The sequence below is a fragment of the Psychrobacillus sp. PGGUH221 genome, assembly GCF_042055255.1.
GTDB lineage: Bacteria > Bacillota > Bacilli > Bacillales_A > Planococcaceae > Psychrobacillus.
In genome coordinates, this window is sequence record NZ_JAQMHQ010000001.1 from 115,927 (window position 1) to 141,513 (window position 25,587).

Below are 25,587 nucleotides of genomic sequence, written 5' to 3' on the forward strand. Positions count from 1 at the left end.
TCAAACTATTTAGCTATTTAAACCTTTCTTTCTTCTAAATTTTGCAAAAAACTCATATACCATTGGTACAAAAATTAGAGTAAGTAAAGTCGAACTTGTTAAACCACCTATAACCGTAACTCCTAGACCTTTTGAAATAAGTCCGCTACCTTCTGCTCCTATTGCAAGTGGAATTAAAGCTCCTATAGTTGCAAGAGCAGTCATTAGAATAGGGCGTAATCTTGTCGCTCCAGCTTCTAAAATAGCTTCTCTTGTAGGGTGGCCTTCATTTTCTTTATGAATAACACGGTCGATCAATACTATGGCATTTGTTACAACAATACCTATTAACATTAGCAACCCTAACATTGCAGACACACTTAATGTTTCTCCCGCAATAGCTAATCCTACTAATGCACCAATAATCGTAAATGGAAGAGAGAATAGAATTGCAAACGGAGCAAGCCCTCCACCAAATGTGATGACTAAAATTAAGTAGACGATAGCAATTGCCGCTAGCATCGCCAATCCTAACTGTGTAAACGCTTCTGTAATGTCTTCTGTAACTCCAGAAGTATTAATTTCTACTCCTGCCGGTACATCTAATTTGTCAATTTCTGCTTGAATATCTTGAGATGTTTTAGCTACATCCTTAGCAGTTAATGTTCCTGATACACTCGCGAAAACTTTTCCTTCACGGCGATTTACAGTATCTGCACTTGTTCCTTCTTTCACTTGAACAAGTTCAGAAATAGGCACCTCAATTCCAACTGGAGTCGCAACTGTTTCGTCTAATAAATCTTCCAACGAAGTCTGTTTTTCCTTTTGTTGATCAATGTATACATCCACTGTTTGTTCATCTTTTGTAATGGTTGTTAATACTTCTCGTTGGACATTTGGGTTTAACTTCATTCCAATTTGCGCTGTCGTTAAACCATATTGCGTTAACTTTTCTTTATCAACAACAAAAGTATACTCAGTGTATGATTTTGATAAACTTGTATCTACATCTTTTAAGTCTTTCTCGTCTTCCATAATAGCTGCGATATCTTCTACTACTGGTTGAATAGCCTCTTTGTTTTTACCGTATACAAAATAACTAATTTGATTACTCGATCCACTAGTTGAGAAATCTTGAGATTTCCATTCTCCTTTAACCTCAAATTCCTCAATTTCTTTCATTACATTCTCTTTTACTTTTGCAAATTCTTCCGTTTCTGGGTCGAATGTAACGAACATCAAAGAACCATTACTAGCTCCTGGAGCCATTGGATTTGCGCCACCGATAGATACTTGAACAATATCTACTTGATCTTTATCTAGGAAATAATTTTCTACTTGTTCTACACTCGCACTAATATCATTAGCAGTTTCCCCAGCATCAGGCGTATAAGTTACATACATCATCTTTTGCTCTTCTTCAGGTAAGAAACTTACTCCCACTACTGGTATTAGGAATAAACTTGCTACTAGAACTGCAACCGCTGCAATGGATGTAATCAGCTTATGATTTAATGCACCATTCAATATTTTTTTATATCCGGCTGCAAGCTTACCTTGCGACTCTTTATGAGCCATCTTTCCATTTTCCATATTCTTTCTAAATAATGTATGAGCTAGCATTGGAACAATTGTAATTGCCACCAATAAGGAAGCAAGCAATGCAAATACCATTGTTAATGCAAATGGTAAAAATAATTCCCCTACCATACCACTAACTAACCCAAGTGGTAGGAATACCGCTATTGTTACTAAAGTTGAGGATGTTATTGGAATAAACATCTCTTTTGTTGCTTCACGAATTAAATCTTTCCCTCTTAGTTTTTCTCCAGGAAGGTTCATTCGTCTGAAAATATTTTCTACAACTACGATTGAATCATCAATTACACGAGCAATAGCAACTGTCATTGCTCCGAGTGTCATCATATTTAATGTAATATCCATTTGGTTTAATAATATAAACGCAATTAATATAGACAATGGAATGGAAATAATCGAGATAATTGTAGACTTAAAGTTTCTTAAGAACAATAGGATGACAATTATTGCAAATAATGCTCCAAATAATGCTTTGCTGACCATTGTTTCTACTGAAGCCTCTATTGGTTCACCTTGATCTAATGTTATTTGAACATCTATGCCATCAAAATCTTTTTTTAACTCAGGAATCATATCTTTTACAGCGTTTGCTACCTCAACGGTATTTGCTTCTTGCGCTTTTACTATTTGAATGGCAATTGCTTCTTGCCCATTTGTACGTGAGATAGATTCTGCTTTTCCTATAAATTCGATTTTAGCTATTTCTTGTAAGGTTACTGTAGACATTCCTGTAGGACTAACTACTGGAATTTTTAGATTTTCTAAGTCTTCTAATGTAGCTACCTTTCCATCAACTACAACCGATTGTTCTTCTTTTTCAAATTGGAATAATCCTAAAGGCATCGTTATGTTAGTACCTTGCACAATTCCTTTAACTGTAGCTTCATCAAGTCCAAGTTGAGCCAATTTCTCTTGGTCGAAAACTAAACTTACTTCTTCTACTTGTTGACCTGAAACAGCAGCAGAAGAAACACCTTCAATACCTTCAATTTGTGGAACTATAATATTTTCTACGTCATCTGTAAGTGCCTCTAAATCTTTTTCACTATTAGAAACACTTAAAGCGATAATAGGAAATGCATTTATACTAATTCTAGCAACCGAAGGATCTTGAACATTTTCGGGTACTTTTGCATTAGTTAATGCTTCTTTTACTTCCGCTTCCGCTTCTTTCATATCAATTCCGTACTCATATTCAATTTGTAGGGATGATGCATTTTGATACGAAGTGGAACTTACCGTTTTAACACCTGATAAATTACTTACTGCTTTTTCAAATGGCTCTGATACATCTTTTGCCACTTGTTCTGGTGTTGCGCCAGGGTAAACAGTAGTAACGGTTACTACTGGAATTGTAATATCAGGAATAGTTTCAAGTTTCATTTGTGTTCCTGCATAAATACCTGTCGCCGTAATGATTAACGTTAATAACAATACCGCAAGTTTATTTTTCATAACAAAGTTAATGATGGAATTCATTATTTTCCCCCGTATAGATATATTTTGACCAGTCAGTCACATTACTTTATAATAGTAATTGACCAGTCGGTCATTCGTCAACTAATAAGGAAGTAGGGGTTCATTTGCCTGACAAAAAAGTTTTAATAATTGAAAAAGCGGTAGAGCTCTTTGCTAAAAACGGTTTTGAGTCTACTTCTGTTCAAGAAATTACAGAAGCTTGCGGTATTTCAAAAGGTGCATTCTATTTACACTTTAAATCAAAAGAAAGTTTACTTTTTAGCATCTTTGAAATTTTTATTGATAGAGCAATTCAAAAGATCTCAAGCGTTTTTGAAATGGAAATATCACCGAAAGATAAACTAGAACTTTTTTTATGTATCCAATTTGAAGAAATTGAACAATACTCTGACTTCATCTTGATGCTCTTAAGAGAACAAACTAAACCAGATGAGACCGAATTGTTTGTCCTTATGCAAAAGATGGATCACCAACTTAATAACGCATTGAATACACTATTAATTGAAGTCTATGGAGAAGACATCAATAAGCACGTTGCTGATATGACCGTCATAATAAAAGGAATTATTAAAGGCTATATTGAATTAATTGTCTTATCTAATCAAAATTTTAATTTGAAAAAATTGTCAAACTTTCTTCTACATCGAATTGATTCAATAGTATTAGGGTTAACAAACCCTTTTTTAGAAGAAGATTTGTTATTAAACATTTGCTATAAAAAAACTACTTGAAGATGAACTTTTCATCTGACAAGTAGTTTTATTTTGCAAATAACAATTACATAGCTGCACCAGATCCACCATCAATGTTGACTGAAGTTCCAGTTACATACGATGCTGCATCAGATACTAAAAAAGTGATGACATTAGCAGCCTCAGATGTATCCCCAATTCTCTGAAGAGGAATAGTAGGTCCTACAACACTTTTGGAATATTCATCCCAACTTAAATCTGGTGCTTCATTTTTCCAACGCTTCTCAATTTGCTCACTTCTTATTAATCCGATGCATACTGTGTTTACACGAATATTATCTTTTCCTAAATCTTTGCTCATTGCTTTTGTTAATGCCATACCAGCAGCACGGCTAACAGTTGTTGGTAGAGAAGATGCAGGAGGAGTTTTTCCTAATACGGCTGTTACATTCACAATAGCCCCTCCACCTACTTCACGCATAAATGGAATCGCTGCTTTAGATGTGTGAATGGCACCAAATAGCTTTAAATCCAAATCTGTTTGCCATAATGCAGTTTCAACAGATTCAAAAGCATTTGCTGAAGAAGTACCCGCATTATTAATAAGAATATCAAGACGACCGTAATGATCCACTGTTTTCTGAATGATGTTCTTGCATTGTTCTTCTTTTGTAATGTCAGCAGGAACAACCAAAACCTCTTCTCCAGTTACTTGCTGGATGAAATCGGCAGCTTCTTGTAAACTTTCTTCACCTCGTGCACAAAGAGTCACTTTTGCTCCTTCTTTCACTAATTGTAAAGCTGTATGTAGTCCAATGCCCTTACTAGATCCAGTAACAATTGCTACTTTACCTGTTAATCCTAAATCCATAAAATCATCTCCTTATTTTTATTACATTTCTTCTACCATAGTAACATCCTTTTAATAATTTGTTTGAAAATTACTACTATAATATCATATAAGAAAATGCTTGCTCCCTTTAAAAGCTATTCTTCTTTCAATCGTTTCCTAAGTGTTTAGGTCAGACTTTTCTTTTAAGAGATTAGGATCTTTTGTCCATTTGAAACTTTTGTAGACTCGTTGATAGGATACTAAAAAATAGATTCTATGCTTTCCTATTGTGAGGTCCCTTCTACTCTATGTTTTGGTGACTGTTTAATATTTACAACCTTCACGGAAATAAACGTAATGTTCAAAGCAACCCTAATACAATAATGATAAAAAGAGTGATCATATACATTTCAACTAACATGAAAAAACCACTCAAAGCAAGGTTGCTTTGAGTGGTTCCGAAATAAATTATTTTGAAATGATATGAATTGGGTGACCCATAACAACTTCAGCAGCTTCCATTGCTATTTCACCTAATGTTGGATGTGCGTGAATAGTCATTGCGATATCTTCAACCGTCATTCCAGCCTCAATAGCTAAACCTAGCTCAGCAATCATATCAGAAGCTCCTTGACCTACAATTTGAGCTCCAAGAAGTAATCCATCTTCTTTACGAGAAACAAGTTTTACGAAACCTTCTGCAGCATTGAGTGCAAGTGCACGACCATTCGCACCGAATGGGAATTTCCCAGCAGCTACATCATATCCTTGTTCTTTAGCTTGCGCCTCGTTTAAACCTACTGTAGCCATTTCTGGATCTGTAAAGCAAACTGCAGGAATCGCTAAATAATCTACAACAGATGATTGACCAGCAATAGCCTCAGCAGCTACTTTACCTTCGTAAGAAGCTTTGTGTGCAAGTTGAGGTCCTGCTACGATATCACCGATTGCATAGATATTACTAATGCTAGTACGGCATTGTTTATCTACTTCTAGTAATCCGCGTTCACCGAACTTAATGCCAATTTCTTCTAGACCCATTTCGTCTGTATTAGGACGACGACCTACTGTTACTAATACATAATCAGCTTCGACTTTTTTCTCTTCTCCGCCTGCTTCATAAGTTACAACAACACCATTTTCAGTTTCTTCTACACCTTTAGCAGAAGCTTTAACTGAAATCTCGACACCTTTTTTCTTAAGGCCTTTTTTAACGATTGTTGTCATTTGCTTTTCGAAGCCAGCTAAAATGTCATCGCCGCCTTCAATAATTGTTACTTTTGAACCTAGGTTAGCATATGCAGAACCTAATTCGGTACCAATATATCCTCCACCAATTACAACTAAGTTCTCTGGAATCTCAGGTAAACTTAAAGCACCAGTTGAGTTAAGTACGCGTTTTGAATATTTGAATGTTGGGATTTCAACTGGGCGAGAACCAGTAGCAATAATCGCATTTTTAAATGTATACGTTTGAGCAGATTTTTCGTCCATAACACGAACAGTGTTAGCGTCTACAAAATATGCTTCACCCATTACTACTTCGATATTGTTACCTTTTAATAACCCAGAAACACCGCTTGTTAATTTTTTTACTACACTATCTTTGAAAGCTTGTGCTTTAGAAAAGTCAATTTTCACATCAGTAGCAGTAATACCCATGTCGTCCGCATGTTTTGCTTGTTCAAAACGGTGACCAACAGAAATTAATGCCTTTGATGGAATACAACCAACGTTTAAACAAACGCCACCAATATATTCTTTTTCTACTACTAAAACTTTTTGTCCAGTTTGTGCTGCACGAATTGCAGCTACATATCCACCAGGGCCTGAACCAATTACTAAAGTATCTGTTTCAATCGGAAAATCTCCTACAACCATTTTTTACGCCTCCATTAATAATAATTCTGGACTGCTTAGCAAACGTTTAATATGGTTCAACGCATGTTGAGCAGTCGCACCATCGATCATTCGATGATCAAAGCTCAATGATAATGCTAACACAGGAGCAGCTACAATTTCACCATTTTTTATTACAGGTTTTTCTGAAATTCGACCAATTCCAAGTATTGCTACCTCTGGATGGTTAATAACTGGAGTAAACCATTGTCCACCTGCAGAGCCAATATTCGTTATAGAGCAGGAAGCACCTTTCATTTCAGAAGGTGAAAGTTTTCCTTCACGTGCCTTACCAGCAAGTGAATTAATTTCATCCGAAATAGCAAATACAGATTTTCTATCCGCATGTTTAATGACTGGAACAAGCAATCCTTTTTCAGTATCAGCTGCAATTCCAATATTAAAGTAATGCTTTTGAATTACTTCACTTGTTTCATCATCATAAGAAGTATTTAATTGTGGGAACTCACGTAAAGTACTTACTAATGCTTTCACCACATATGGTAAGTAAGTTAACTTGATATTTTTTTCCGCTGCAATATCTTTAAACTTCTTGCGATGAGCAACAAGTTCCGTCACATCCACCTCATCCATTAAAGTTACATGAGGAGCAGTATGTTTTGAATGAACCATTGCTTTAGCGATCGCTTTTCGAATACCAGAGATTTTCTCGCGAGTTTCAGGGAATTCTCCTTCTATAGAAACTGGTGCAGATGTTCTTACTTCTGCTTTTGTTTCTTTTGATATTTCTTCCCCTTGTACATTACTTGAAACCTCTTCAGATTTCTGATCACCAGATAAGAATGATTCAATATCCTCTTTTAGTATTCGTCCATTTTTTCCTGTTCCAGAGACATCTGCAATATTCACTTCATTATCACGAGCAAACTTACGAACAGATGGCATTGCAATCACACGTTTGTCACCTTTTGGATCCACTCTTGGCTGTTCTGTTGTTTCTGTTGTTTCTGTTGTTTCTGTTGATTTCTCAGATTTTTCAGGAGCCTTTGTTTCTTCTTTATCTATAGATTGACCAGCCTCAGCTGTAGATTGTACTTGTGCTTCGGTTTTCTCGTTTGCCGCTTCGTTATCATGCCCTTTAAAATGTAGATCCTCATATCCAGGAGCATCTAATCTTATAAGCACATCTCCAACGACTGCAACTGTACCTTCGCTTACTAATACTTCCGTAACTTTCCCTTTTACAGGAGAAGGAATTTCTACTACAGCTTTATCGTTTTGGACTTCGCATAAAATATCATCTTCTGCTACTTCGTCTCCTACTTTGACAAACCATTTAACGATTTCGCCTTCATGTATACCTTCACCGATATCCGGTAATCGAAATTCAAATGCCACAGTATTCACCCTTTCTTTTAAATGCTATTTATTAAAACATTAAGACTTTTTTAGCTGTTTCTACTATATCCTTTACTCCAGGTAACCAAACTGTTTCTGCTTGAGAAAATGGAAATACTGTATCAGGAGCAGCAACTCTTAGCACAGGCGCTTCTAAGCTTAAAATAGCTCTTTCTGTGATTTCAGCAACTACGTTTGCAGCGATACCAGCTTGTCTTTGAGCTTCTTGAACGACTATTGCACGTCCTGTTTTTTCAACAGAAGCAATAATTGTTTCAATATCAAGAGGTTGAACTGTACGTAAATCTACAACTTCTACAGAGTGACCTTCTTTTTCTAGCTCTTCCGCAGCTTTAATACTTTCATGTACCATTGCTCCATAAGTGATGATTGATAAATCTGTACCTTCACGTTTAACATCCGCTTTACCTAGTGGAATTGTATATTCTTCTTCTGGAACCTCACCACGGAATGAGCGGTACAATTTCATATGCTCTAGATAAATAACAGGGTCATTATCTCGAATAGCCGAAATCAATAATCCTTTTGCATCATAAGGTGTAGAAGGAATAACTACTTTTACCCCTGGAGTAGATGTCATTAATAGTTCTAAGCTATCTGCATGCATTTCTGGTGTGTGCACACCTCCACCAAATGGTGAACGAATTGTAACAGGGGCATTAAAAGATCCTCCTGTACGGAAACGCATACGAGATAGTTGTCCACTAATAGAATCCATTACTTCATAAACGAATCCAAAGAATTGAATTTCAGGAACAGGTCTGAATCCTTGAAGTGCTAGACCAACTGCAAGACCACCGATCCCAGACTCTGCTAGAGGTGTATCAAATACTCGATCTTCTCCAAACTCTTTTTGTAGACCTTCAGTTGCACGGAATACTCCTCCGTTAACGCCTACGTCTTCACCGAAGACTAGAACGTTTTCATCATTTTTAAGCTCAGTACGGAGTGCGTCCGTAATTGCTTGAATCATCGTCAATTGTGCCATCGGTTACTTCGACTCCTTCTCTGTATAGTAAGCTAATTGCTCATCTAAGTTATATGGGTTTTCTTCATACATAATATTAATTAAATCAGTAACTTTTTGTTTTGGTGCACTGTCTGCTTTTTTAATAGCTTCTTTAATTTCCTCTTTAGCTTTTTCGATTACTTCTGCTTCTTTTTCTTCATTCCATAGTCCTTTTCCTTCTAAGAATGTACGGAAACGAACAAGTGGATCTTTCTTTTCCCAAGCAGAATCTGTTTCAGACGTACGGTAACGAGTTGGATCATCTCCAGCCATAGTGTGTGGACCGTAACGGTAACAAAGTGTTTCAATTAGAGTTGGACCTTCTCCTCTAATCGCACGTTCTCTAGCATCTTTTGTCGCTACATAAACAGCTAAAGGATCCATTCCATCTACTAACACACTTGGAATACCTGCGGCAATACCTTTTTGTGCAATAGTTTTTGCTGCTGTTTGTAATTCACGTGGAGTAGAAATAGCATATTGGTTATTTTGAACAATAAATACTGCCGGTGAGCGAAAAGCTCCTGCAAAGTTAATTCCTTCATAGAAATCACCTTGTGAAGATCCACCGTCACCTGTATAAGTAATGGCAATCGCTTTTTTACCACGTTTTTGCATTCCAAGTGCTACCCCAGCAGCTTGGATAAATTGCGCACCAATAATAATTTGTGGTGGGAAAACGTTTACACCTTGTGGTATTTGATTTCCCATGAAGTGTCCACGAGAGAACAAGAAAGCTTGCCATAATGGTAAACCATGCCATACGATTTGTGGCACATCTCGGTACCCAGGTAAGATAAAATCTTCTTTTTCAAGTGCAAATTGGGAAGCTAGTTGGGAAGCTTCTTGCCCTGCAGTTGGAGCATAAAATCCTAAACGTCCTTGACGGTTTAAAGAGATGGATCGTTGATCTAGAATTCTCGTATACACCATACGGCTCATTAACTCTACTAATTCTTCATCGGATAGGTTAGGGTTTGCTTCTTCGTTAACGATTGTCCCTTCTTCGTTTAAAATCTGGAACAATTCAAACTTTTCTTCAATCTCTTGAAGCGTTTTCTTTGGATCTAACTGCGGTAATTTTTTTGCAGCCATAATAGCAACTCTCCTTTTCTTCTGTATTAAAATTTCTTATAAGACATAGTGATACAACAATATTTCATTTTTAGTATACTCAAGTTTAAATCTACGGTCAATCATATAAAACTAGGGTTTGTTTTTGCAAGAAAATTTAAAACCTTTCAAACTGTATCACTAACTATTTTTGTCTGTATTATATCAGTTTACTAATGTAACAGTTATATATAATACAAAAGGCTATCCTAATGTTTCCCATTAGAATAGCCTACTGTTTACTTTTTTTCTTCTTGCAAGGAAGTAAATATATCTTCCTTCACTTTGTTTAACTGTGTAGTAAGCTCATTAAACTTCTCTACCGCTTTCTTGACCACTTCATTCTGTTTATTCACTTCTGCAACTTTGTTTTGAATTGTTTTTACTTCTGCTTCTTCAGTAATTAGTAAGTTATATAATTCTTCTTGCAAGCTAGCAAGAGAATTATACTCTTCAGTTAAAGCATCATAGGCTGCATATCTATTTTTTAATGCTTCTTCCATTTTTTCTAAATTTGCTTTTTCAGATTCATCTTTTGTTTCGGATATTAGTGTTTGTAATTGTTTCAATTTTTCAGATGCTTTAGTAATGGAAGCTGCTTCTTTTTCTACTAAAACTAACCGTTCTTCCAAAAGTTTAGAAGTTTCACCTACTTGTTTTGTAAGCTCTTCTTTTTGGTCTTTAGTTAATTCCATCATACTTTGAAAATTAGCTTGCTCTTTTTTTTCGATTGCTATTAACTCTGATTGTACAGCTCTATAATCAGATTCAGATTCATATAATTCAGTTAAGATGTTAGATAACTTTTCTTCTGTTTGTTGACCAAAAGAGCATGCAGACAGAAATAAGATAGAGCATAGAATAACTAGATATTTCATTTTTTTCATAAAGCAACCTCCTATATTCTTAACACTATAATTGTTCTTACCTTTAAATTCAACAGACCAATCGGCTCTTTTTGTTTAGTTAATGACCTTTTTTCGATATAATAGCTATATGAATATGGAAAGGACGATTCAAATGATACTTATGAACGACATTATAAGAGATGGTCATCCCACTCTTCGTAAAAAAACTTCTGAAATGACTTTCCCTTTATCAGCAGAAGATCAAAAACTTGCAGCAGACTTATTAGAATATGTTATAAACAGCCAAGATGAAGAAATGGTTGAAAAATATAAGCTAAGACCAGGAATAGGCATAGCTGCACCACAAGTGAATGCTGAAAAAAGAATGTTTGCATTACACTTAACAGATGAAGAAGACAATATTGTTAGCTTTGTTGCCGTAAATCCAAAAATTATTAGTCATTCAGTTGAAAAAACCTATATTTCTGCAGGCGAGGGCTGCTTGTCAGTAGATGAAGTAATTGAAGGCTATGTTCCTAGATATGCAAGAATTACAGCAACTGGTTTTTATCCAGATGGTAAACCGTTTAAAAAACGTTTAAAAGGATTACCGGCAATTGCTTTCCAACATGAGTTAGATCATTTAAATGGAATTATGTTTTATGATCATATTAATAAAATGAACCCTTATGCAGAAATACCCGATTCTACACCTTATGATCGTGGATAATAAAATAAGCGCCTCCTTGGCACCTCTCTAGCTGTTGAAAAACTCAAAAAAGAGTTGTTACAGTTACGCTGAGGGCACTGAAAAAGTATATAGAATTTGACTTTACTAAATAATGTCGTCCTATAAATAAGAAAATTGTTGAAACGGCTCCCTTTCCGCGGGCGTTGCCTTAGCCTCCTAGGCCAACACGATGTTGGTCATGCAATCGTTGCCGCAAAAGTTCTTTTGCGACGAACTTTGCGCAGGAGCAGGATGCGGCGAACTTAGATTGCCTTCCCCTCAACTGCGGGGTCTTCGGCTAACGCTATCCCCGCAGGAGTGTCGCCTTTTTCAACAATTTTCTATAAATACTAATTGAAAAAATTTAAGTGATATAAACTTACTCTATTAATAGCGTGATGGCTTTTTAATTGAAAAGCGGATAATAGTTGATTGGAGTGGAAGGTGGCGACTCCAGCCGGAATAGCAAATGTTTTCTGCACCGAAAGCTAAGCGGCAGGTGCATGAGCTGAAGACCCTGGACTGAGCGTCGCGAGGGAAGCGGCTGAAGCCATGCCGGCGGAACGCGTCCGCCTGGAACGGAAATCAACGGGCCCGAAATAAAAATCTAGTATGTGAAAAACCTGTCCTTCAACTACTGTCTCTTCTGCCTCTCTTTCTCGCAGGAGTCGAGTGGACGCTTCTCCAAAATAACAAAACGCTATATTTTTCAATTTGTCTTTAATCTAAGAGGCGCCTAAAAAGGCACCTCTTTTATTTTATTGCTAACTTAATTCTTCTATTCTCGGCATTGCCGATAATGCGCCAAATTTTGTCGCACAAATTGCTCCTAGCTTGTTGCCGAATGATACATAGTCCTTCCATACATCTATAGTAGTAGGGGCTCCATATAGATGAATCTGTCTTAATATCCCTGCCATAAATGCATCACCAGCACCTGTTGTATCTACAGGGTCGACTTTGACAACTGGAATGTGAATTATCTGTTCATTCATCACAATATAAGCTCCCTCTTCTCCCATTGTAATAAGAACTGTTGGTATGGAGTAATACTGCAACTTTTCAATACCCGCTTCGAGCGTATCTGTTCTTGTTAAGAAAAAAAGCTCTTCTTCTGTTAATTTTAATAAATTTACATCTTTGAAAAAAGAAATAATTGTATCTCTACATTTTTCTTCATTTTCCCATCTTAATGGTCTAATATTGGCATCAAATGATAAGAAAGTTCCTGTCTCTTTCAATGTAGCTACTATTTCTTTTGTAGTATTAAAGGCAACGGGATGAAATAAAGTTCCCGAACAAAAATGAAAAAGAGAAGCATTTTGAAAAGCTGATTGTTCTAACGTACAGTATTCTACTTGAACATTTGGCGTTTCATCTACATACTTATAAAAAATTCGGTCATTGTCAGTGGTCAAATGAACATATACTCCACTCACTCTTTTTTCTGGAATGATTTTTGCGTAAGTAAGATCTACACCTTCTCCCGCTAGTTCAGTTCTAACAAACTCTGATGTTTCATCTTCGCCAGTCACCGTTATAAAAGACGCTGGAGCTCCTAATCTAGAGATGCCAGCTGCGACATTTACAGTAGCCCCCCCTAAAAACTTCGTGAATTGTGTATTGCTTGAATCATTTGCAATATAATCGACAAATGCATCCCCGTATATTAGTACATGTTTATTTTGCATGTTATTCATGTATATCTCCTTATTACTATTGTATAAGTTCTAACTTCTTCATAGCATTTATTAAACCATTTTCAGAAACATGCTCAGTGACAATTGTCGCACGATCCTTTAATGCATCTACAGAATTTCCCATTGCAACGCCTATCCCAACAAAATCGAGCATTTCTATATCATTGAATCCATCTCCGAAAGCAATACTATCATCTGGAGATTTCCCTAAATGTTTAAGCAATAATTCAATACCTTTAGCTTTTGAAACTCCTTTTGGTAGAACATCACAAGATACTCGATGCCAACGAACAAATTTTAAGTTTGGAAATGCACTTTCATATTCCTTTTGTTCTTCTAAGCTACAAAATATTAAAGCTTGATGGATGTCATTTGTTAAAAAGAAGTTTTCTTCTGTTCGAGGTAGCGCCATTTTTAAAGATGAAATACTTTCAAATACATCTTCATGGTCAGGTATATTCGATACAAATTCCTTACTATCCATATAAACTACCGGTTGCTCCCTATTTTGAGCAAAATCTGTTAACTGTTGCAACTCTTCTTTTTCTAGTACTCCTTTATAGATCGTTTCGCCTTTATACTGCACGATTTGGCCATTATAGCAAACAAAGGAGTCTAGGTTTAACTGGTCTAAAACAAATTTAGCTGTAAATGGAGCTCTTCCTGTAGCAATTATAATTTCATGCCCGTTCGATTTTGCTTCATTAATAGCTTCTATTACACCTGTGGGGATATTTTTATCACCATCTAGAATCGTTCCATCAATATCAAAAAATAAAATTTTATTTTTCATAAAAATAATCCTCTTTTCATTATGCAAATAGTTTGACTTTTCTGCGAAAATCCTTTACAATTTTTCCATTCTTGTATATAATGTAGTACAAGGAGTGGGTGGCCATGTTGAAACGCCTGAAAAGGAAACTGTTGAGACGGCTCGGTGGAATGCTCAGAGAAAAAACGATAGCATAGATTTTTATGCCCTTCAAATTTTGGAGGGCTTTTCTTTATTTTAAATAAGCGTCATGATAATATAAAGAGAATTGATTTATTTTGAACGTGAAAAAGGAGAGTATAAAATGATTTATAAAGTTTATTATCAAGAAAATGCACTAGAAGTACCAGTTCGCGAAAACACTAAGAGCCTATATGTAGAAGCAGAATCAGAGCGTGAGGTTCGTTCTCTTCTGAAAGATCGAAAGTATAATATTGAATTAATTCAATTGCTTGAAGGTAGTCATTTAGAATACGAACAAGCAAGCGCGAATTTCAATGTTGAGAAGATATAATCTATGAAATTTGTAAAGAATGATCAAACTGCGGTTTTCGCCCTCGGCGGACTAGGCGAAATCGGCAAAAATACTTATGGCGTTCAATTTCAAGATGAAATAATTTTGATTGATGCTGGAATCAAGTTTCCAGAAGATGATTTATTAGGAATTGACTATGTTATTCCTGACTACACGTATTTAGTAAAAAATGTGGATAAAATTAAAGGCCTTTTTATCACACATGGTCATGAGGATCACATCGGTGGAATTCCTTATTTATTGAAGCAACTCAACGTTCCTGTTTATGGTGGAAAGTTAGCCCTCGGCCTACTACGCAATAAATTAGAAGAACATGGTTTACTTCGTCAAACTAAAATGAATGTTATTGAAGAAAACGATGTCATTAAGTTTAGAAAAACTGCAGTTAGTTTTTTTAGAACAACACATAGTATTCCAGATGCGTTCGGTATTGTAGTAAAAACCCCTCCAGGTAATATCGTTCACACGGGAGATTTTAAATTTGATTTCACACCTGTTGGTGAACCAGCAAACTTAACGAAAATGGCTGAAATCGGTAGTGACGGAGTGTTGTGTTTACTTTCCGATAGTACAAATGCAGAAGTCCCTAACTTTACAATGTCTGAACGTAAAGTAGGCGAAAGTATGGATTCTATCTTTAGAAAAGTAAATGGTCGTATTATATTTGCTACTTTTGCTTCTAATATTCATAGACTTCAGCAAGTAACAGATGCTGCTGTACATCATAATCGTAAAATCGCTGTATTTGGTAGAAGTATGGACAATGCAATCACGATTGGGCGTGAGCTTGGATATATCACTGCTCCTAAGGAAACTTTTGTTGACGTTAGTACATTAAATCGATTACCAGCAAATGAAGTACTTATTTTATGTACGGGTAGCCAAGGTGAACCAATGGCAGCTCTTTCAAGAATAGCAAATGGCACTCATCGTCAAATTCAAATCCAGCCTGGAGATACTGTAGTATTTTCTTCCTCTCCAATTCCTGGAAATAGATCAAGTGTAAATCGCACGATTAACTTACTTTACCGTGCAGGAGCAGAAGTAATTCATGGATCTTTAAATAATATTCATACGTCTGGTCATGGTTCACAAGAAGAGCAAAAGCTTATGCTACGCCTGATGAAACCAAAATTCTTCATGCCAATACACGGTGAGTATCGTATGTTAAAAATCCATTCGGAACTTGCTATCGATTGTGATGTACTTCAAGAAAATACATTTATCATGGAAAATGGAGATGTACTTGCATTGAGTGCAAACGAAGCACATGTAGCTGGTAGAATTCCTTCTGGTGATGTATACATCGATGGTAGTGGGATAGGTGACATTGGCAATATCGTACTTAGAGATCGTCGTATTTTATCTGAAGAGGGATTAGTTATTGTCGTTGTCAGCGCAGATATGGAAAAGAAAAAAATTGTTTCTGGACCAGATATTATTTCACGAGGATTCGTTTATATGCGTGAATCGGGGACGATGATTAACGAGGCTCAACAAATGTTAAACAAGCACTTACGATTAACAATTCAGGACAAGCCTGCTGAATGGTCTGAATTAAAAAATGAGATTACAGACGTTCTAAGTCCTTATTTATATGAAAAAACAAAAAGACGACCAATGATTTTACCAATTATCATGGAAGTTTAGTATGTATGCTTAAACCTCAGATTTCTATAATCTGAGGTTTTTTTTGAATAATTTTGTTTGCATTTAGTTGTACAAGACACTCCAAATGAATAAGATACAAGATATCTATTTCGATGGAGGACATACAATGAATTCAATTTTCACTTACATCTTGTTAGGAATTTCTTTAGCGGCACCAGTTGGACCTGTTAATGCGGCACAATTAGATACAGGAATCAAAAATGGTTTTTTTCATGCATTCATTTTTGGTTTTGGTGCATTAACAGCGGACATCCTCTATATGATTATGGTTTATTTTGGGGTTGGGCAATTCATAGATTCACCCTACATAAAAATATTTTTATGGACTTTCGGGTGTTTCGTTCTAACTTATACAGGCATAGAAAATTTACTAACCCTTAACAAAATTAAAATTAACATGTCATCAGGAAAGCGCATTCGTCTTAGGCAGGCATTACTGTCCGGATTCCTAATTTCCCTGTTGAATCCTCTAACGATTCTTTTTTGGTTGGGAATATACGGTTCTATCCTTGCGGAAACATCCGTCTCTCTCCAAGACGATCAATTAATTATTTTTAGCTTAGCAATTATAGTTGGAGTAATTTTGTGGGATACGATTATAGCTTTTCTTTCAAGTGGTGCAAGAAAGTACCTATCAACTAGGTTTCTTATTATTATCTCCTTACTCTCTTCCCTATCGATGATTGCATTTGGTATATATTTTGGCATTCAAGCTTATCACACACTCTTTTGAGACTCTTCCTTTTCCCAGCGCTTACGTAACACTAAAATGACTAGTGCAATTACAGATATGAAAACTAAACTGATAAAAAAACCTGGTCGACTCGTAGAATGAACAAGTGATCCGCTTACTGCAGCGACTACTAGAATTATGCCGATAATTCTTTTAACTTTATCCGCATTAGTTAGCTCAATCAATTTGTGATAAAACATTAACATAAATAACCAGTTATAAAGCAACATTAATGCTGCAGCAGTCGTTATATATTCATACACTTTATCAGGTAACACTAAAGAAGTTACAATAGATATTACAAGTCCTAAGGAAGTTAATGCAATAGCAGGTAAAGGCATTTTGAATTTTTTTTTCGTTTGTTTACTGAATATTGCTGGAGCATCTCCCTCTTCCGATAGCGTCGTAAGGATTGTGGTGACCGAAAATAAGGAAGCTGACATTGTTGAAAACCCAGCTATAATAATAGCCGCAGTAAAAACGTGGGGAAAAAAATCTAAATTAAAATCCGCTAAAGCAGTAACAAAGGGACTTTTCTTATCTTTAAATTCTGTATAGGGAACGAGTAATAGCGCCAAAGTAAGTGAAATTACATAAATTAAGCCAAGAAGAGCTAACATTACTTTCCCTGATTTTGGTGCATCTTCTTTCTTTTTTAGATGAATAGCCATAACACCCATTACTTCTATTCCACCATGAGCGAAAAAGGCAAATAAAAGTGCACTCCAAAATCCAAAGACTCCTTTTGGAAATAATTCACCAATGGTTTTTGGAATATCTCCTTTTGGATTTCCATCAATAACACCTGTTAGAGCTAAGATAGCAATAACAATAAACATAAAGATTGCTGCAATTTTCATAATAGCAAATATACTTTCTACTTTTCCAAATGCTTTTGCTCCTATAAAAAGCACGATAAGTCCACAAATGGCGTATATTAAAGCAAAAATCCATAAACGAACATCTGGGAACCAAAGCTTTGTCAAAAGTGAAATTGCTGTCAACTGACTACCTATTATCAATATTTCAGAACACCAATAAACCCATCCACTACTAAATCCTGCCCAACGACCATATGCTTTTTTTGCGTATGTTCGAAATGTCCCCTTTTGTGGATCTTTAGCAGACATTTTCGCAAGAGCTTCAAACACAATGTATGTCGCAGTAGCTGCCAATATAAAAGCAAAAATAACGGATGGTCCGGTCATTTGAATGGCTATACTTGATGCCAAGAAAAAACCTGTCCCAATTATACAACCAACCCCGATTAAGGATAGTTGCCACCAAGAAAGATGCCCCTCACTATTATTTTTTTCAGACGTTTGTTTTGCCACAATTTCCACCTCCTTGTAAATAGTCTTTCACAAGGAATTGTAATTATGATGTTTTTGTTTTTGTAAAAAAATGGTTCTGAAATGTATGAAAAAGATTGAAATATTTTATCTCTTTATAAGAAAGCTCTTGTGGGAGATTATTTAGTGGTTTCGTGCGCAAATAAAAAAGCCCACATCTGGGCTTATGTTTTAGTATTTACAGCTTTTCATTAAGATAAAACTTTTTTCTCAAAACGATTAATATCGACATCTGCTCCAATAATGATGAGCACATCATTTAATTGAAGCTGCTCATCTGGAGGTGGTGAAACAAAAATATCATTTCCCCTTTTGACAGCAACAATATTTATTCCGTATTTTGCGCGAATATCTAAATCGATAATTGAATGACCTGCTATTTTTTCATTTACCTTTATTTCCATAATTGAATGTTTGTCAGATAGTTCAAGATAATCGAGAACATTACTAGATATTATATTATTTGCAATTCTAATACCCATGTCTCGCTCTGGATGAACAACTTGATCTGCCCCTATTTTGCGTAGTACTTTTTCATGATAATCATTTTGTGCTTTTACAGTAATTTTTTTGACACCAATCTCTTTAAGCATTAGTGTTGTAAGAATACTGGATTGAATATCATCTCCAATAGCAACAATTACATGTTCAAAATTCCGAATACCAAGAGATTTTAAAGCTGCTTCGTCTGTGGTATCTGCTACAACGGCTTGTGTTGCAATTGCCGCAAATTCATCTACACGTTCTGGTACTATATCGATTGCCATTACATCTGCACCTTGAGTAATCAGTTCTCGTACAATACTCCCTCCAAAACGACCTAATCCAATAACTACGAATTCCTTTTGCACGCCAATACCTCCCTACCATTCGACTGCACTTAGTTTACCATATGGAATCAAATAGTAGATAGATTTATCGTCCTATTTTTCTTTCATTAAAAAGGTCAATCGTTTTTCAAGCATATGCATCCCGTTCTCACCAGATTGGACATGTCTTAACAAACCATTTTTATCAAATAAATAAAAGGAAGGAACAATTCTATTTTGAAATGCTTTGGTAACAATTAATTGATGGTCTAAGCAAACGGGATGGCTCATGTTCCATTTCTTAGTAAGAACTTGAATTAACTGTTCATCTATATCCTCTTGTTTTCTTGGCATATGCACACTAACGATTTTAAATTTTCCACTGTGTAACACTTTCCATTTATTGATTGTTTCCACTGAGGTCTTACATAAATTACAGCTTACTGACCAAAAATGGACAAGAAGGGGTACTTCACCTATCAATTGCTCCTTAGTCTGTTTGCCATTCATCCACTTTAAATCCCGAGAAAAATCAGGTAACTCCTCTCTTAGCTTCAATTACTTCTCTCCTTTTTTGTATAAGTCCAAAGCTATTGTATGCAAATGAAAGTAAATTGACTGTTCCTTTTATAGGAGTACTAACAATTTTTTGATATTAATAAAATAAGTTGTTAAAGTAAACTTTAAGTTGTGTTAAAATAAACTTTGTTTAAAATAGGAATTCATTTTCACTTACGAAGGAGTTTCTTTATATGCAAATAGGGAAAAAAATAAAGAGGTTGCGTTTAAAAAAGGGACTGACACAAGAAGAACTTGGAGAAAGAACAGACCTTAGTAAAGGTTTTATATCTCAGTTAGAAAGAGATATAAATTCACCGTCTATTGAGACCCTTTTTTCCATATTAAGTGTGTTAGGAACAAAACCTAAAGATTTTTTTGACGATGAGTACGCAAGGACAAAGGTTGTTTTCACGCAAGAAGAACAGACTATATATGAAGATGAGGATAAGAACTATGAACTAAGATGGCTTATTTCTGAATCTAATGATAATGAAATGGAGCCTGTTTATCTTAAGTTTGGAGTTGGTGGTCAATTTAAACAATTTGAGCCTTCACTTTCTGAGACTTTTATTTATGTATTACAAGGAAGAGTTAAACTTACTTTAGGAAAGCAACAATACATAGCTTCAAAAGGAGAATCTATTTACTTTGAAGCGTCTGATCATCACCTGCTTGAAAATAATTCTACCGAAGAAGCACACGTTATTTACGTAGTTACAAATTCATATTTATAGAAGTTATGGAGGGATTTTATGTCGGAAACAACAATCATTCGTTTCGAGAATGTTACAAAATTCTACGATTCAGACACTACAGTACTCGATAATATTAACTTGGAATTAGAACGTGGAAAGTTTTATACTCTTCTAGGACCATCTGGTTGTGGGAAAACAACAATATTGAGATTAATAGCAGGATTTATGCAGCCTTCCAGTGGAAACATTTATTTCAATGGGAAACTAATTAATAACGTTCCTGCAAATGAACGTCAAGTAAATACCGTATTCCAAGACTATGCATTGTTTCCACATTTAAATGTGTTTGAAAATGTTGCATTTGGTCTTCGTATTAAAAAGTTAGGAAAAAAAGAAATAGAACAAAAAGTATTTGAGGCACTTAAATTTGTTAATTTGACAGGATATGAAAATAGAGAAATCGTTGAAATGTCTGGTGGGCAAAGACAGCGTGTTGCAATAGCTCGTGCAATCGTCAATGATCCTGAAATAATTTTATTAGACGAGCCTCTATCAGCTCTTGACTTGAAACTTCGCTCTGAAATGCAATACGAGCTTCGTGAATTACAACAACGGTTAGGAAAAACTTTTATATTTGTGACACATGACCAAGAAGAAGCACTTGCAATGTCTGATGAAATTTTCGTATTAAATGCAGGTCACATTGAACAAAGCGGTACTCCTATGGACATTTATGATGAACCAATTAATCGCTACGTAGCTGATTTTATTGGGGAATCTAATATTGTATCTGGAACGATGGTTGCGGATTTTCAAGTTCGAATTGGCGGAAAAGTATTTGAGTGTGTCGATCAGGGGTTAAATACAAACGAAAAAGTTGATATTGTAATCCGTCCAGAAGATTTAGAAATCACAGAAGTTGAAAAAGGAAAAATGAAAGTAAAAGTAGATACTCAGCTATTTAGAGGGGTTCACTATGAACTTTCAACTTACGATGATGAGGGAAATGAATGGCTTGTTCACTCAACCAAAAAAGCAGAAGTCGGTGAATTTATCGGTTTAGATTTTGATCCAGAATCTATTCATGTAATGCGTCTCAATGAAACAGAAGAAGAATTCGACAAACGTTTAGAATCTTACGGAGAAGAACAGTATGCAAACTAAAAATACGAAAACTTTATATTTAGTACCGTATTTTGCTTGGATTCTATTATTTGTAATAGCTCCAATAGCATTGATTGCGTATTATTCTTTCTTTGACTTAAACGGTAACTTTACGCTTACAAATTATCAAAACTTCTTTACTTCTGTTTATTTAAAATTGACCATTAGCTCTTTCTGGTATGCTTTTTTAATTACATTGTTTTCTTTACTAATTGCTTACCCTACAGCATATTTTTTAACAAAAACAAAACATAAACAATTATGGCTATTATTAATCATTATTCCTTCTTGGATAAACTTACTTCTAAAAACATATGCTTTCATTGGAATTTTTGGTTTATATGGACCTATAAATGCATTTTTAAATGTATTTGGAATCGGAGAGCAGCAAATATTATTTACTGATTTTAGTTTTATTTTTGTCTCCGTCTATATTTTTATTCCTTTTATGATTCTACCTATCTTTAATGCATTGGATAAGTTAAATCCATCCTTAGTTGATGCTGGTAGAGATTTAGGTGCATCAAGTTGGACGACCTTTACAAAAGTGATTTTCCCATTAACGACGAATGGTGTGAAAGCTGGTATTCAAGCAGTATTTATCCCTTCCCTTTCCCTCTTCATGATTACACGTTTAATCGCTGGGAACAAGGTAATTACACTAGGTACAGCTATTGAACAACAATTTTTAGTTACACAAAACTGGGGAATGGGTGCCACAATTGCAGTATTCCTAATTATATTCATGGTAATAATAATGATAATTACAGGCCAAAGAGATAAGGGGGCTAATTTACATGGAAAAAACAAGTAAGTCAGCAAAGCTATATTTAGCCCTCGTATTTATTGTTTTATACGCACCGATTTTTTATCTAATCTTTTATTCTTTTAATAGTGGCGGTACGATGAATTCTTTTGAGTCATTTACATGGGAACATTATGGAGCTGTCTTTTCTGACACTCGACTGATTATGATACTTATTAATACTATAATTGTTGCATTACTTTCTGCATTAATAGCAACGATTATTGGTGTGTTTGGTTCACTTGGTATTGTCTATATGAAAAATAAATCTATCCGTAATTCCATTTTATCTTTAAATAACGTATTAATTGTAAGTCCAGATGTTGTTATTGGTGCTTCCTTCTTAATCTTGTTTACAATGGTCGGTGTTAAATTGGGATTTGCTTCTGTGTTAATTTCTCATATCGCATTTAGTATTCCTATTGTTGTACTTATGGTTCTTCCAAAGCTACAAGAGATGAACAGCTCTTTAATCGATGCTGCAGCTGACCTTGGAGCGACGAACAAAGATATATTATCTCGAGTGATTATTCCATTTATCAAACCTGGAATATTTGCGGGATTTTTTATGGCATTAACCTATTCACTAGATGATTTTGCAGTGACTTTTTTCGTTACAGGGAATGGTTTCAGTACGCTTTCTGTTGAAATTTACTCCATGGCACGTGCTGGTATAACCTTAACGATTAATGCGCTATCTGGTATCATTTTTGTAGTTACTTTGTTCCTAGTAGTTGGTTATTACTTTATTAGTCAACGTGGTAAAAACCCTGTTGGAATGGGGGTAAGAAAATGAAAAATATTATAAAAGCTTCAGTAGCAATAATCGTTGTATGTATTTTATTATTTCTTGTTAATGACTATTTAAATAAAAGCTCAGGAAAAGCTGGGAATGATACAGTTACTATTTATAACTGGGGAGAATATATTGACCCCGAGTTAATCGCACAATTTGAGGAAGAATCCGGATATCGTGTTGTATATGAAACGTTCGATTCAAATGAAGCGATGATGACTAAAATTGAGCAAGGTGGGACTTCCTACGATATTGCCGTCCCCTCTGAATATGCAATAGAAAAAATGAAAGAAAATAATTTACTATTACCAATTGATCATTCCAAAATACCGAATTTAAAAAATATTGATCCATATTTTTTAGACTTGTCCTTTGATCCTAAAAATGAATTTTCTATTCCTTATTTTTGGGGAACTGTAGGAATCGTTTATAATCCGAGCTTGCTAGATGGACAAACCTTTGAGAGTTGGGAAGCACTCTGGGATCCATCTTTAAAAGGAGAAATTCTATTAGTAGACGGTGCCAGAGAAGTTATTGGAATGGGCTTGAATAGTTTAGGCTATTCTTTAAACTCAACAAACGAAAACGAGTTGCAAGAAGCTACTGATAAGTTGAAAAAACTTACACCTAATGTAAAAGCTATTATTGGAGATGAAGTAACTCAACTAATGGTTAATGAGGAAGCTGCTGTGGCACTTACTTGGTCAGGACAAGCTGCTGATATGATGTGGGAAAATGAAGAACTTGACTATGCAGTTCCACAAGAAGGATCCAATTTATGGTTCGATAATATGGTTATACCGAAAACCGCTGCTAATGTGGAAGGAGCCCATGCATTTATTAACTTTATGTTAGATGCTGAAAATTCTGCTCAAAACGCAGATTATGTAGGTTACTCTACACCAAACGTTGCAGCAGTTTCCTTAATGGATGAAGAAGTTACCTCGGATGAACGTTTCTATCCTCCAGAGGAACAACGAGACAATTTAGAAGTTTATAATAATCTCGGTCTAGAATTACTCGGTAAGTACAATGAATTATTTTTAGAGTTTAAAATGAGTTCAAACTAAAAACCTAGAACCGTCTATTAATAGACGGTTCTAGGTTTTTAATTATCTAAATATAAAATTAACAATAATTCGTGTTGCGAAAGTTTTTATTATGATAAGAATGTGATAGAATCGATAGACGTATATAAGTATTTTTTAGAAAGTAGGAAACGTATGAAAAAGAAATCAAATCAATATGCCCTTTACATATTAATGTTTAATATGTTTATAGCGATGGCAGGAATCGGTTTAGTTATTCCGGTTATGCCTCAATATCTTGAAACATTTGGTGTAGCAGGACAAGCACTCGGATTTATTATTGCTTCCTTTGCATTAGGTCAGTTTTTATTTTCTCCTTTAGCTGGAGATTTATCTGATTCGCTGGGACGCAAAAAGCTAATTATAGTTGGCCTAGTTATCTTTTCTGCTTCACAGTTATGGTTCGGAATGGCTACTCATGAGTGGATGCTTTATTGTGCACGTTTTGTTAGTGGAATTGGAGGAGCCTTTTTAATTCCTGCAACGATGGCATTTGTTGCAGATATCACCTCTCTGGAAGAACGAGGAAAAGGAATGGGACTCCTTGGTGCTTCTATGTCTCTTGGATTTATGATTGGTCCAGCAATAGGAGGATTTTTAGCTAACGTTAGCTTAACTTTCCCATTCTATATGGCTGCCCTAGCAGCAATCCTATCTGCCATTGTATCTTTTTTCATTTTGCCGGATATTAAAAATGCTGTTTCGGCAAATCCTCCTGAAGAGAAAAAACGACAAGATATTTTTGTTCAAATGAAGAACTCTGTTAAAACACCTTATTTTATGATGCTTATCATCATCTTTGTTTTCTCATTTGGTATTGCCAATTTCCAAACGACCTTCTCATTATACGTGGATCATAAATACAATTATACTCCACAAGACATAGCAGTCGTATTAACAGTTGGTGGATTTATAGGTGTAATTGTTCAAACAGTCGTTGTCGATAAGTTGTTCAAGCGTTTCGGAGAAATAAATGTTATCTTAATTAATTTAGTAGTAGCTGCCTCTGCTTTATTACTATTCTTCCTGGTAGATGGTTTCTGGCTAGTATTAACAGTGGCTTCTATATTTTCTACTGCAACTACTCTTATTCGACCAGCTGTCAATACGGTTGTTTCAAAATTGGCCGGGCATGAACAAGGATTTGCTGCAGGAATGAATAATGCTTATATGAGTTTAGGAAATATGATAGGTCCAGCACTAGCGGGAATCTTTTTTGATATAAATATCAATTTTCCATTTGTCATAGGTTCAGTCATATTATTATTTTCATGGGGTTTAACTCTAGTTTGGATTAAAAAAAGGAATCCCGTAATATAACACAAAAGCTGCCAGTGAATTTCTTA

At 35.3% G+C, this 25,587-nt stretch carries 23 protein-coding genes; 11 read left to right on the plus strand and 12 right to left on the minus strand.

Annotated elements, in window-relative coordinates; all coding sequences use genetic code 11:
• Positions 1-9: 9 nt before the first annotated feature.
• Positions 10-3,057, minus strand: a complete 3,048-nt coding sequence (locus PGC35_RS00605; RefSeq protein ID WP_375217796.1) for an efflux RND transporter permease subunit — start codon at positions 3,055-3,057, stop codon at positions 10-12.
• A gap of 104 nt (positions 3,058-3,161) precedes the next feature.
• Between PGC35_RS00605 and PGC35_RS00610 the strand changes: the two genes are divergently transcribed.
• Positions 3,162-3,788: a TetR/AcrR family transcriptional regulator gene (locus PGC35_RS00610; RefSeq protein WP_053590150.1), complete on the plus strand. Its 627-nt coding sequence runs from the start codon at positions 3,162-3,164 to the stop codon at positions 3,786-3,788.
• A 46-nt stretch (positions 3,789-3,834) separates the two neighbouring features.
• On the opposite strand, the gene PGC35_RS00615 is transcribed toward PGC35_RS00610, so the two are convergent.
• The 6 genes from PGC35_RS00615 to PGC35_RS00640 all read right to left on the minus strand — a co-directional run bounded on the left by PGC35_RS00615 (position 3,835) and on the right by PGC35_RS00640 (position 10,869).
• A complete protein-coding gene (locus PGC35_RS00615; protein WP_375217797.1) occupies positions 3,835-4,620 on the minus strand; it encodes an SDR family NAD(P)-dependent oxidoreductase in 786 nt (261 codons plus the stop codon).
• A gap of 429 nt (positions 4,621-5,049) precedes the next feature.
• On the minus strand, positions 5,050-6,462 hold the full coding sequence (lpdA, locus tag PGC35_RS00620) for a dihydrolipoyl dehydrogenase (RefSeq protein ID WP_053590152.1): 1,413 nt from the start codon (positions 6,460-6,462) through the stop codon (positions 5,050-5,052).
• Positions 6,463-6,465: 3 nt separating this feature from the next.
• Positions 6,466-7,839 (minus strand): dihydrolipoamide acetyltransferase family protein, encoded by a 1,374-nt coding sequence (locus PGC35_RS00625; RefSeq protein ID WP_375217798.1) that lies wholly within the window; start codon positions 7,837-7,839, stop codon positions 6,466-6,468.
• A gap of 31 nt (positions 7,840-7,870) precedes the next feature.
• Positions 7,871-8,848, minus strand: coding sequence for an alpha-ketoacid dehydrogenase subunit beta (locus tag PGC35_RS00630; RefSeq protein WP_375217799.1), 978 nt, complete (start codon positions 8,846-8,848; stop codon positions 7,871-7,873).
• A gap of 3 nt (positions 8,849-8,851) precedes the next feature.
• Positions 8,852-9,964, minus strand: coding sequence for a pyruvate dehydrogenase (acetyl-transferring) E1 component subunit alpha (pdhA, locus tag PGC35_RS00635; RefSeq protein WP_375217800.1), 1,113 nt, complete (start codon positions 9,962-9,964; stop codon positions 8,852-8,854).
• 257 nt (positions 9,965-10,221) lie between these two features.
• Positions 10,222-10,869 carry a YkyA family protein gene (locus PGC35_RS00640; protein WP_275784314.1) on the minus strand — a complete coding sequence of 216 codons (648 nt, stop codon included), beginning with the start codon at positions 10,867-10,869 and terminating at the stop codon, positions 10,222-10,224.
• A gap of 133 nt (positions 10,870-11,002) precedes the next feature.
• On the opposite strand from PGC35_RS00640, the gene def reads away from it, so the two are divergent.
• A complete protein-coding gene (gene def / locus PGC35_RS00645; RefSeq protein WP_053590157.1) occupies positions 11,003-11,560 on the plus strand; it encodes a peptide deformylase in 558 nt (185 codons plus the stop codon).
• 764 nt (positions 11,561-12,324) lie between these two features.
• Here def and PGC35_RS00650 read toward each other — a convergent pair.
• Positions 12,325-13,260 carry a carbohydrate kinase family protein gene (locus PGC35_RS00650; protein ID WP_375217801.1) on the minus strand — a complete coding sequence of 312 codons (936 nt, stop codon included), beginning with the start codon at positions 13,258-13,260 and terminating at the stop codon, positions 12,325-12,327.
• 16 nt (positions 13,261-13,276) lie between these two features.
• Entirely contained in the window at positions 13,277-14,053 is a 777-nt protein-coding gene (locus PGC35_RS00655; protein ID WP_375217802.1) for a Cof-type HAD-IIB family hydrolase, read from the minus strand.
• A gap of 283 nt (positions 14,054-14,336) precedes the next feature.
• Here PGC35_RS00655 and PGC35_RS00660 point away from each other — a divergent pair, with 283 nt between their 5' ends.
• From PGC35_RS00660 to PGC35_RS00670, 3 genes are all read left to right on the plus strand, one after another.
• The gene (locus tag PGC35_RS00660; protein WP_053590161.1) at positions 14,337-14,546 is read left to right on the plus strand and encodes a DNA-dependent RNA polymerase subunit epsilon; all 210 of its coding nucleotides are present in this window, start codon (positions 14,337-14,339) and stop codon (positions 14,544-14,546) included.
• Between the two features lie 3 nt (positions 14,547-14,549).
• Positions 14,550-16,217, plus strand: coding sequence for a ribonuclease J1 (gene rnjA, locus PGC35_RS00665; RefSeq protein ID WP_053590162.1), 1,668 nt, complete (start codon positions 14,550-14,552; stop codon positions 16,215-16,217).
• A gap of 127 nt (positions 16,218-16,344) precedes the next feature.
• The gene (locus tag PGC35_RS00670; protein WP_375217803.1) at positions 16,345-16,971 is read left to right on the plus strand and encodes a LysE family transporter; all 627 of its coding nucleotides are present in this window, start codon (positions 16,345-16,347) and stop codon (positions 16,969-16,971) included.
• On the opposite strand, the gene PGC35_RS00675 is transcribed toward PGC35_RS00670, so the two are convergent.
• From PGC35_RS00675 to PGC35_RS00685, 3 genes are all read right to left on the minus strand, one after another.
• Positions 16,956-18,305, minus strand: a complete 1,350-nt coding sequence (locus PGC35_RS00675) for an amino acid permease (RefSeq protein WP_375217804.1) — start codon at positions 18,303-18,305, stop codon at positions 16,956-16,958. The two genes, PGC35_RS00670 and PGC35_RS00675, sit on opposite strands and share 16 nt — an antisense overlap.
• Positions 18,306-18,514: 209 nt before the next feature.
• Positions 18,515-19,174: a potassium channel family protein gene (locus tag PGC35_RS00680; RefSeq protein ID WP_053590165.1), complete on the minus strand. Its 660-nt coding sequence runs from the start codon at positions 19,172-19,174 to the stop codon at positions 18,515-18,517.
• A gap of 72 nt (positions 19,175-19,246) precedes the next feature.
• Positions 19,247-19,690, minus strand: a complete 444-nt coding sequence (locus tag PGC35_RS00685; protein ID WP_375217805.1) for a TlpA family protein disulfide reductase — start codon at positions 19,688-19,690, stop codon at positions 19,247-19,249.
• Between the two features lie 194 nt (positions 19,691-19,884).
• Between PGC35_RS00685 and PGC35_RS00690 the strand changes: the two genes are divergently transcribed.
• From PGC35_RS00690 to PGC35_RS00715, 6 genes are read left to right on the plus strand one after another with little or no spacing between them, the layout of a single operon-like run.
• Entirely contained in the window at positions 19,885-20,427 is a 543-nt protein-coding gene (locus PGC35_RS00690) for a helix-turn-helix domain-containing protein (RefSeq protein ID WP_375217806.1), read from the plus strand.
• Between the two features lie 18 nt (positions 20,428-20,445).
• Positions 20,446-21,552 carry an ABC transporter ATP-binding protein gene (locus PGC35_RS00695; protein WP_053590168.1) on the plus strand — a complete coding sequence of 369 codons (1,107 nt, stop codon included), beginning with the start codon at positions 20,446-20,448 and terminating at the stop codon, positions 21,550-21,552.
• Positions 21,542-22,366, plus strand: a complete 825-nt coding sequence (locus tag PGC35_RS00700; RefSeq protein WP_056827463.1) for an ABC transporter permease — start codon at positions 21,542-21,544, stop codon at positions 22,364-22,366. Before PGC35_RS00695 ends, PGC35_RS00700 begins: the two co-directional genes overlap by 11 nt.
• Positions 22,350-23,153: an ABC transporter permease gene (locus tag PGC35_RS00705; RefSeq protein ID WP_375217807.1), complete on the plus strand. Its 804-nt coding sequence runs from the start codon at positions 22,350-22,352 to the stop codon at positions 23,151-23,153. Before PGC35_RS00700 ends, PGC35_RS00705 begins: the two co-directional genes overlap by 17 nt.
• Positions 23,150-24,223 (plus strand): ABC transporter substrate-binding protein, encoded by a 1,074-nt coding sequence (locus PGC35_RS00710; protein WP_375217808.1) that lies wholly within the window; start codon positions 23,150-23,152, stop codon positions 24,221-24,223. Before PGC35_RS00705 ends, PGC35_RS00710 begins: the two co-directional genes overlap by 4 nt.
• A gap of 57 nt (positions 24,224-24,280) precedes the next feature.
• Positions 24,281-25,561 (plus strand): MFS transporter, encoded by a 1,281-nt coding sequence (locus PGC35_RS00715; RefSeq protein WP_375218263.1) that lies wholly within the window; start codon positions 24,281-24,283, stop codon positions 25,559-25,561.
• The last annotated feature ends 26 nt before the right edge of the window (positions 25,562-25,587 follow it).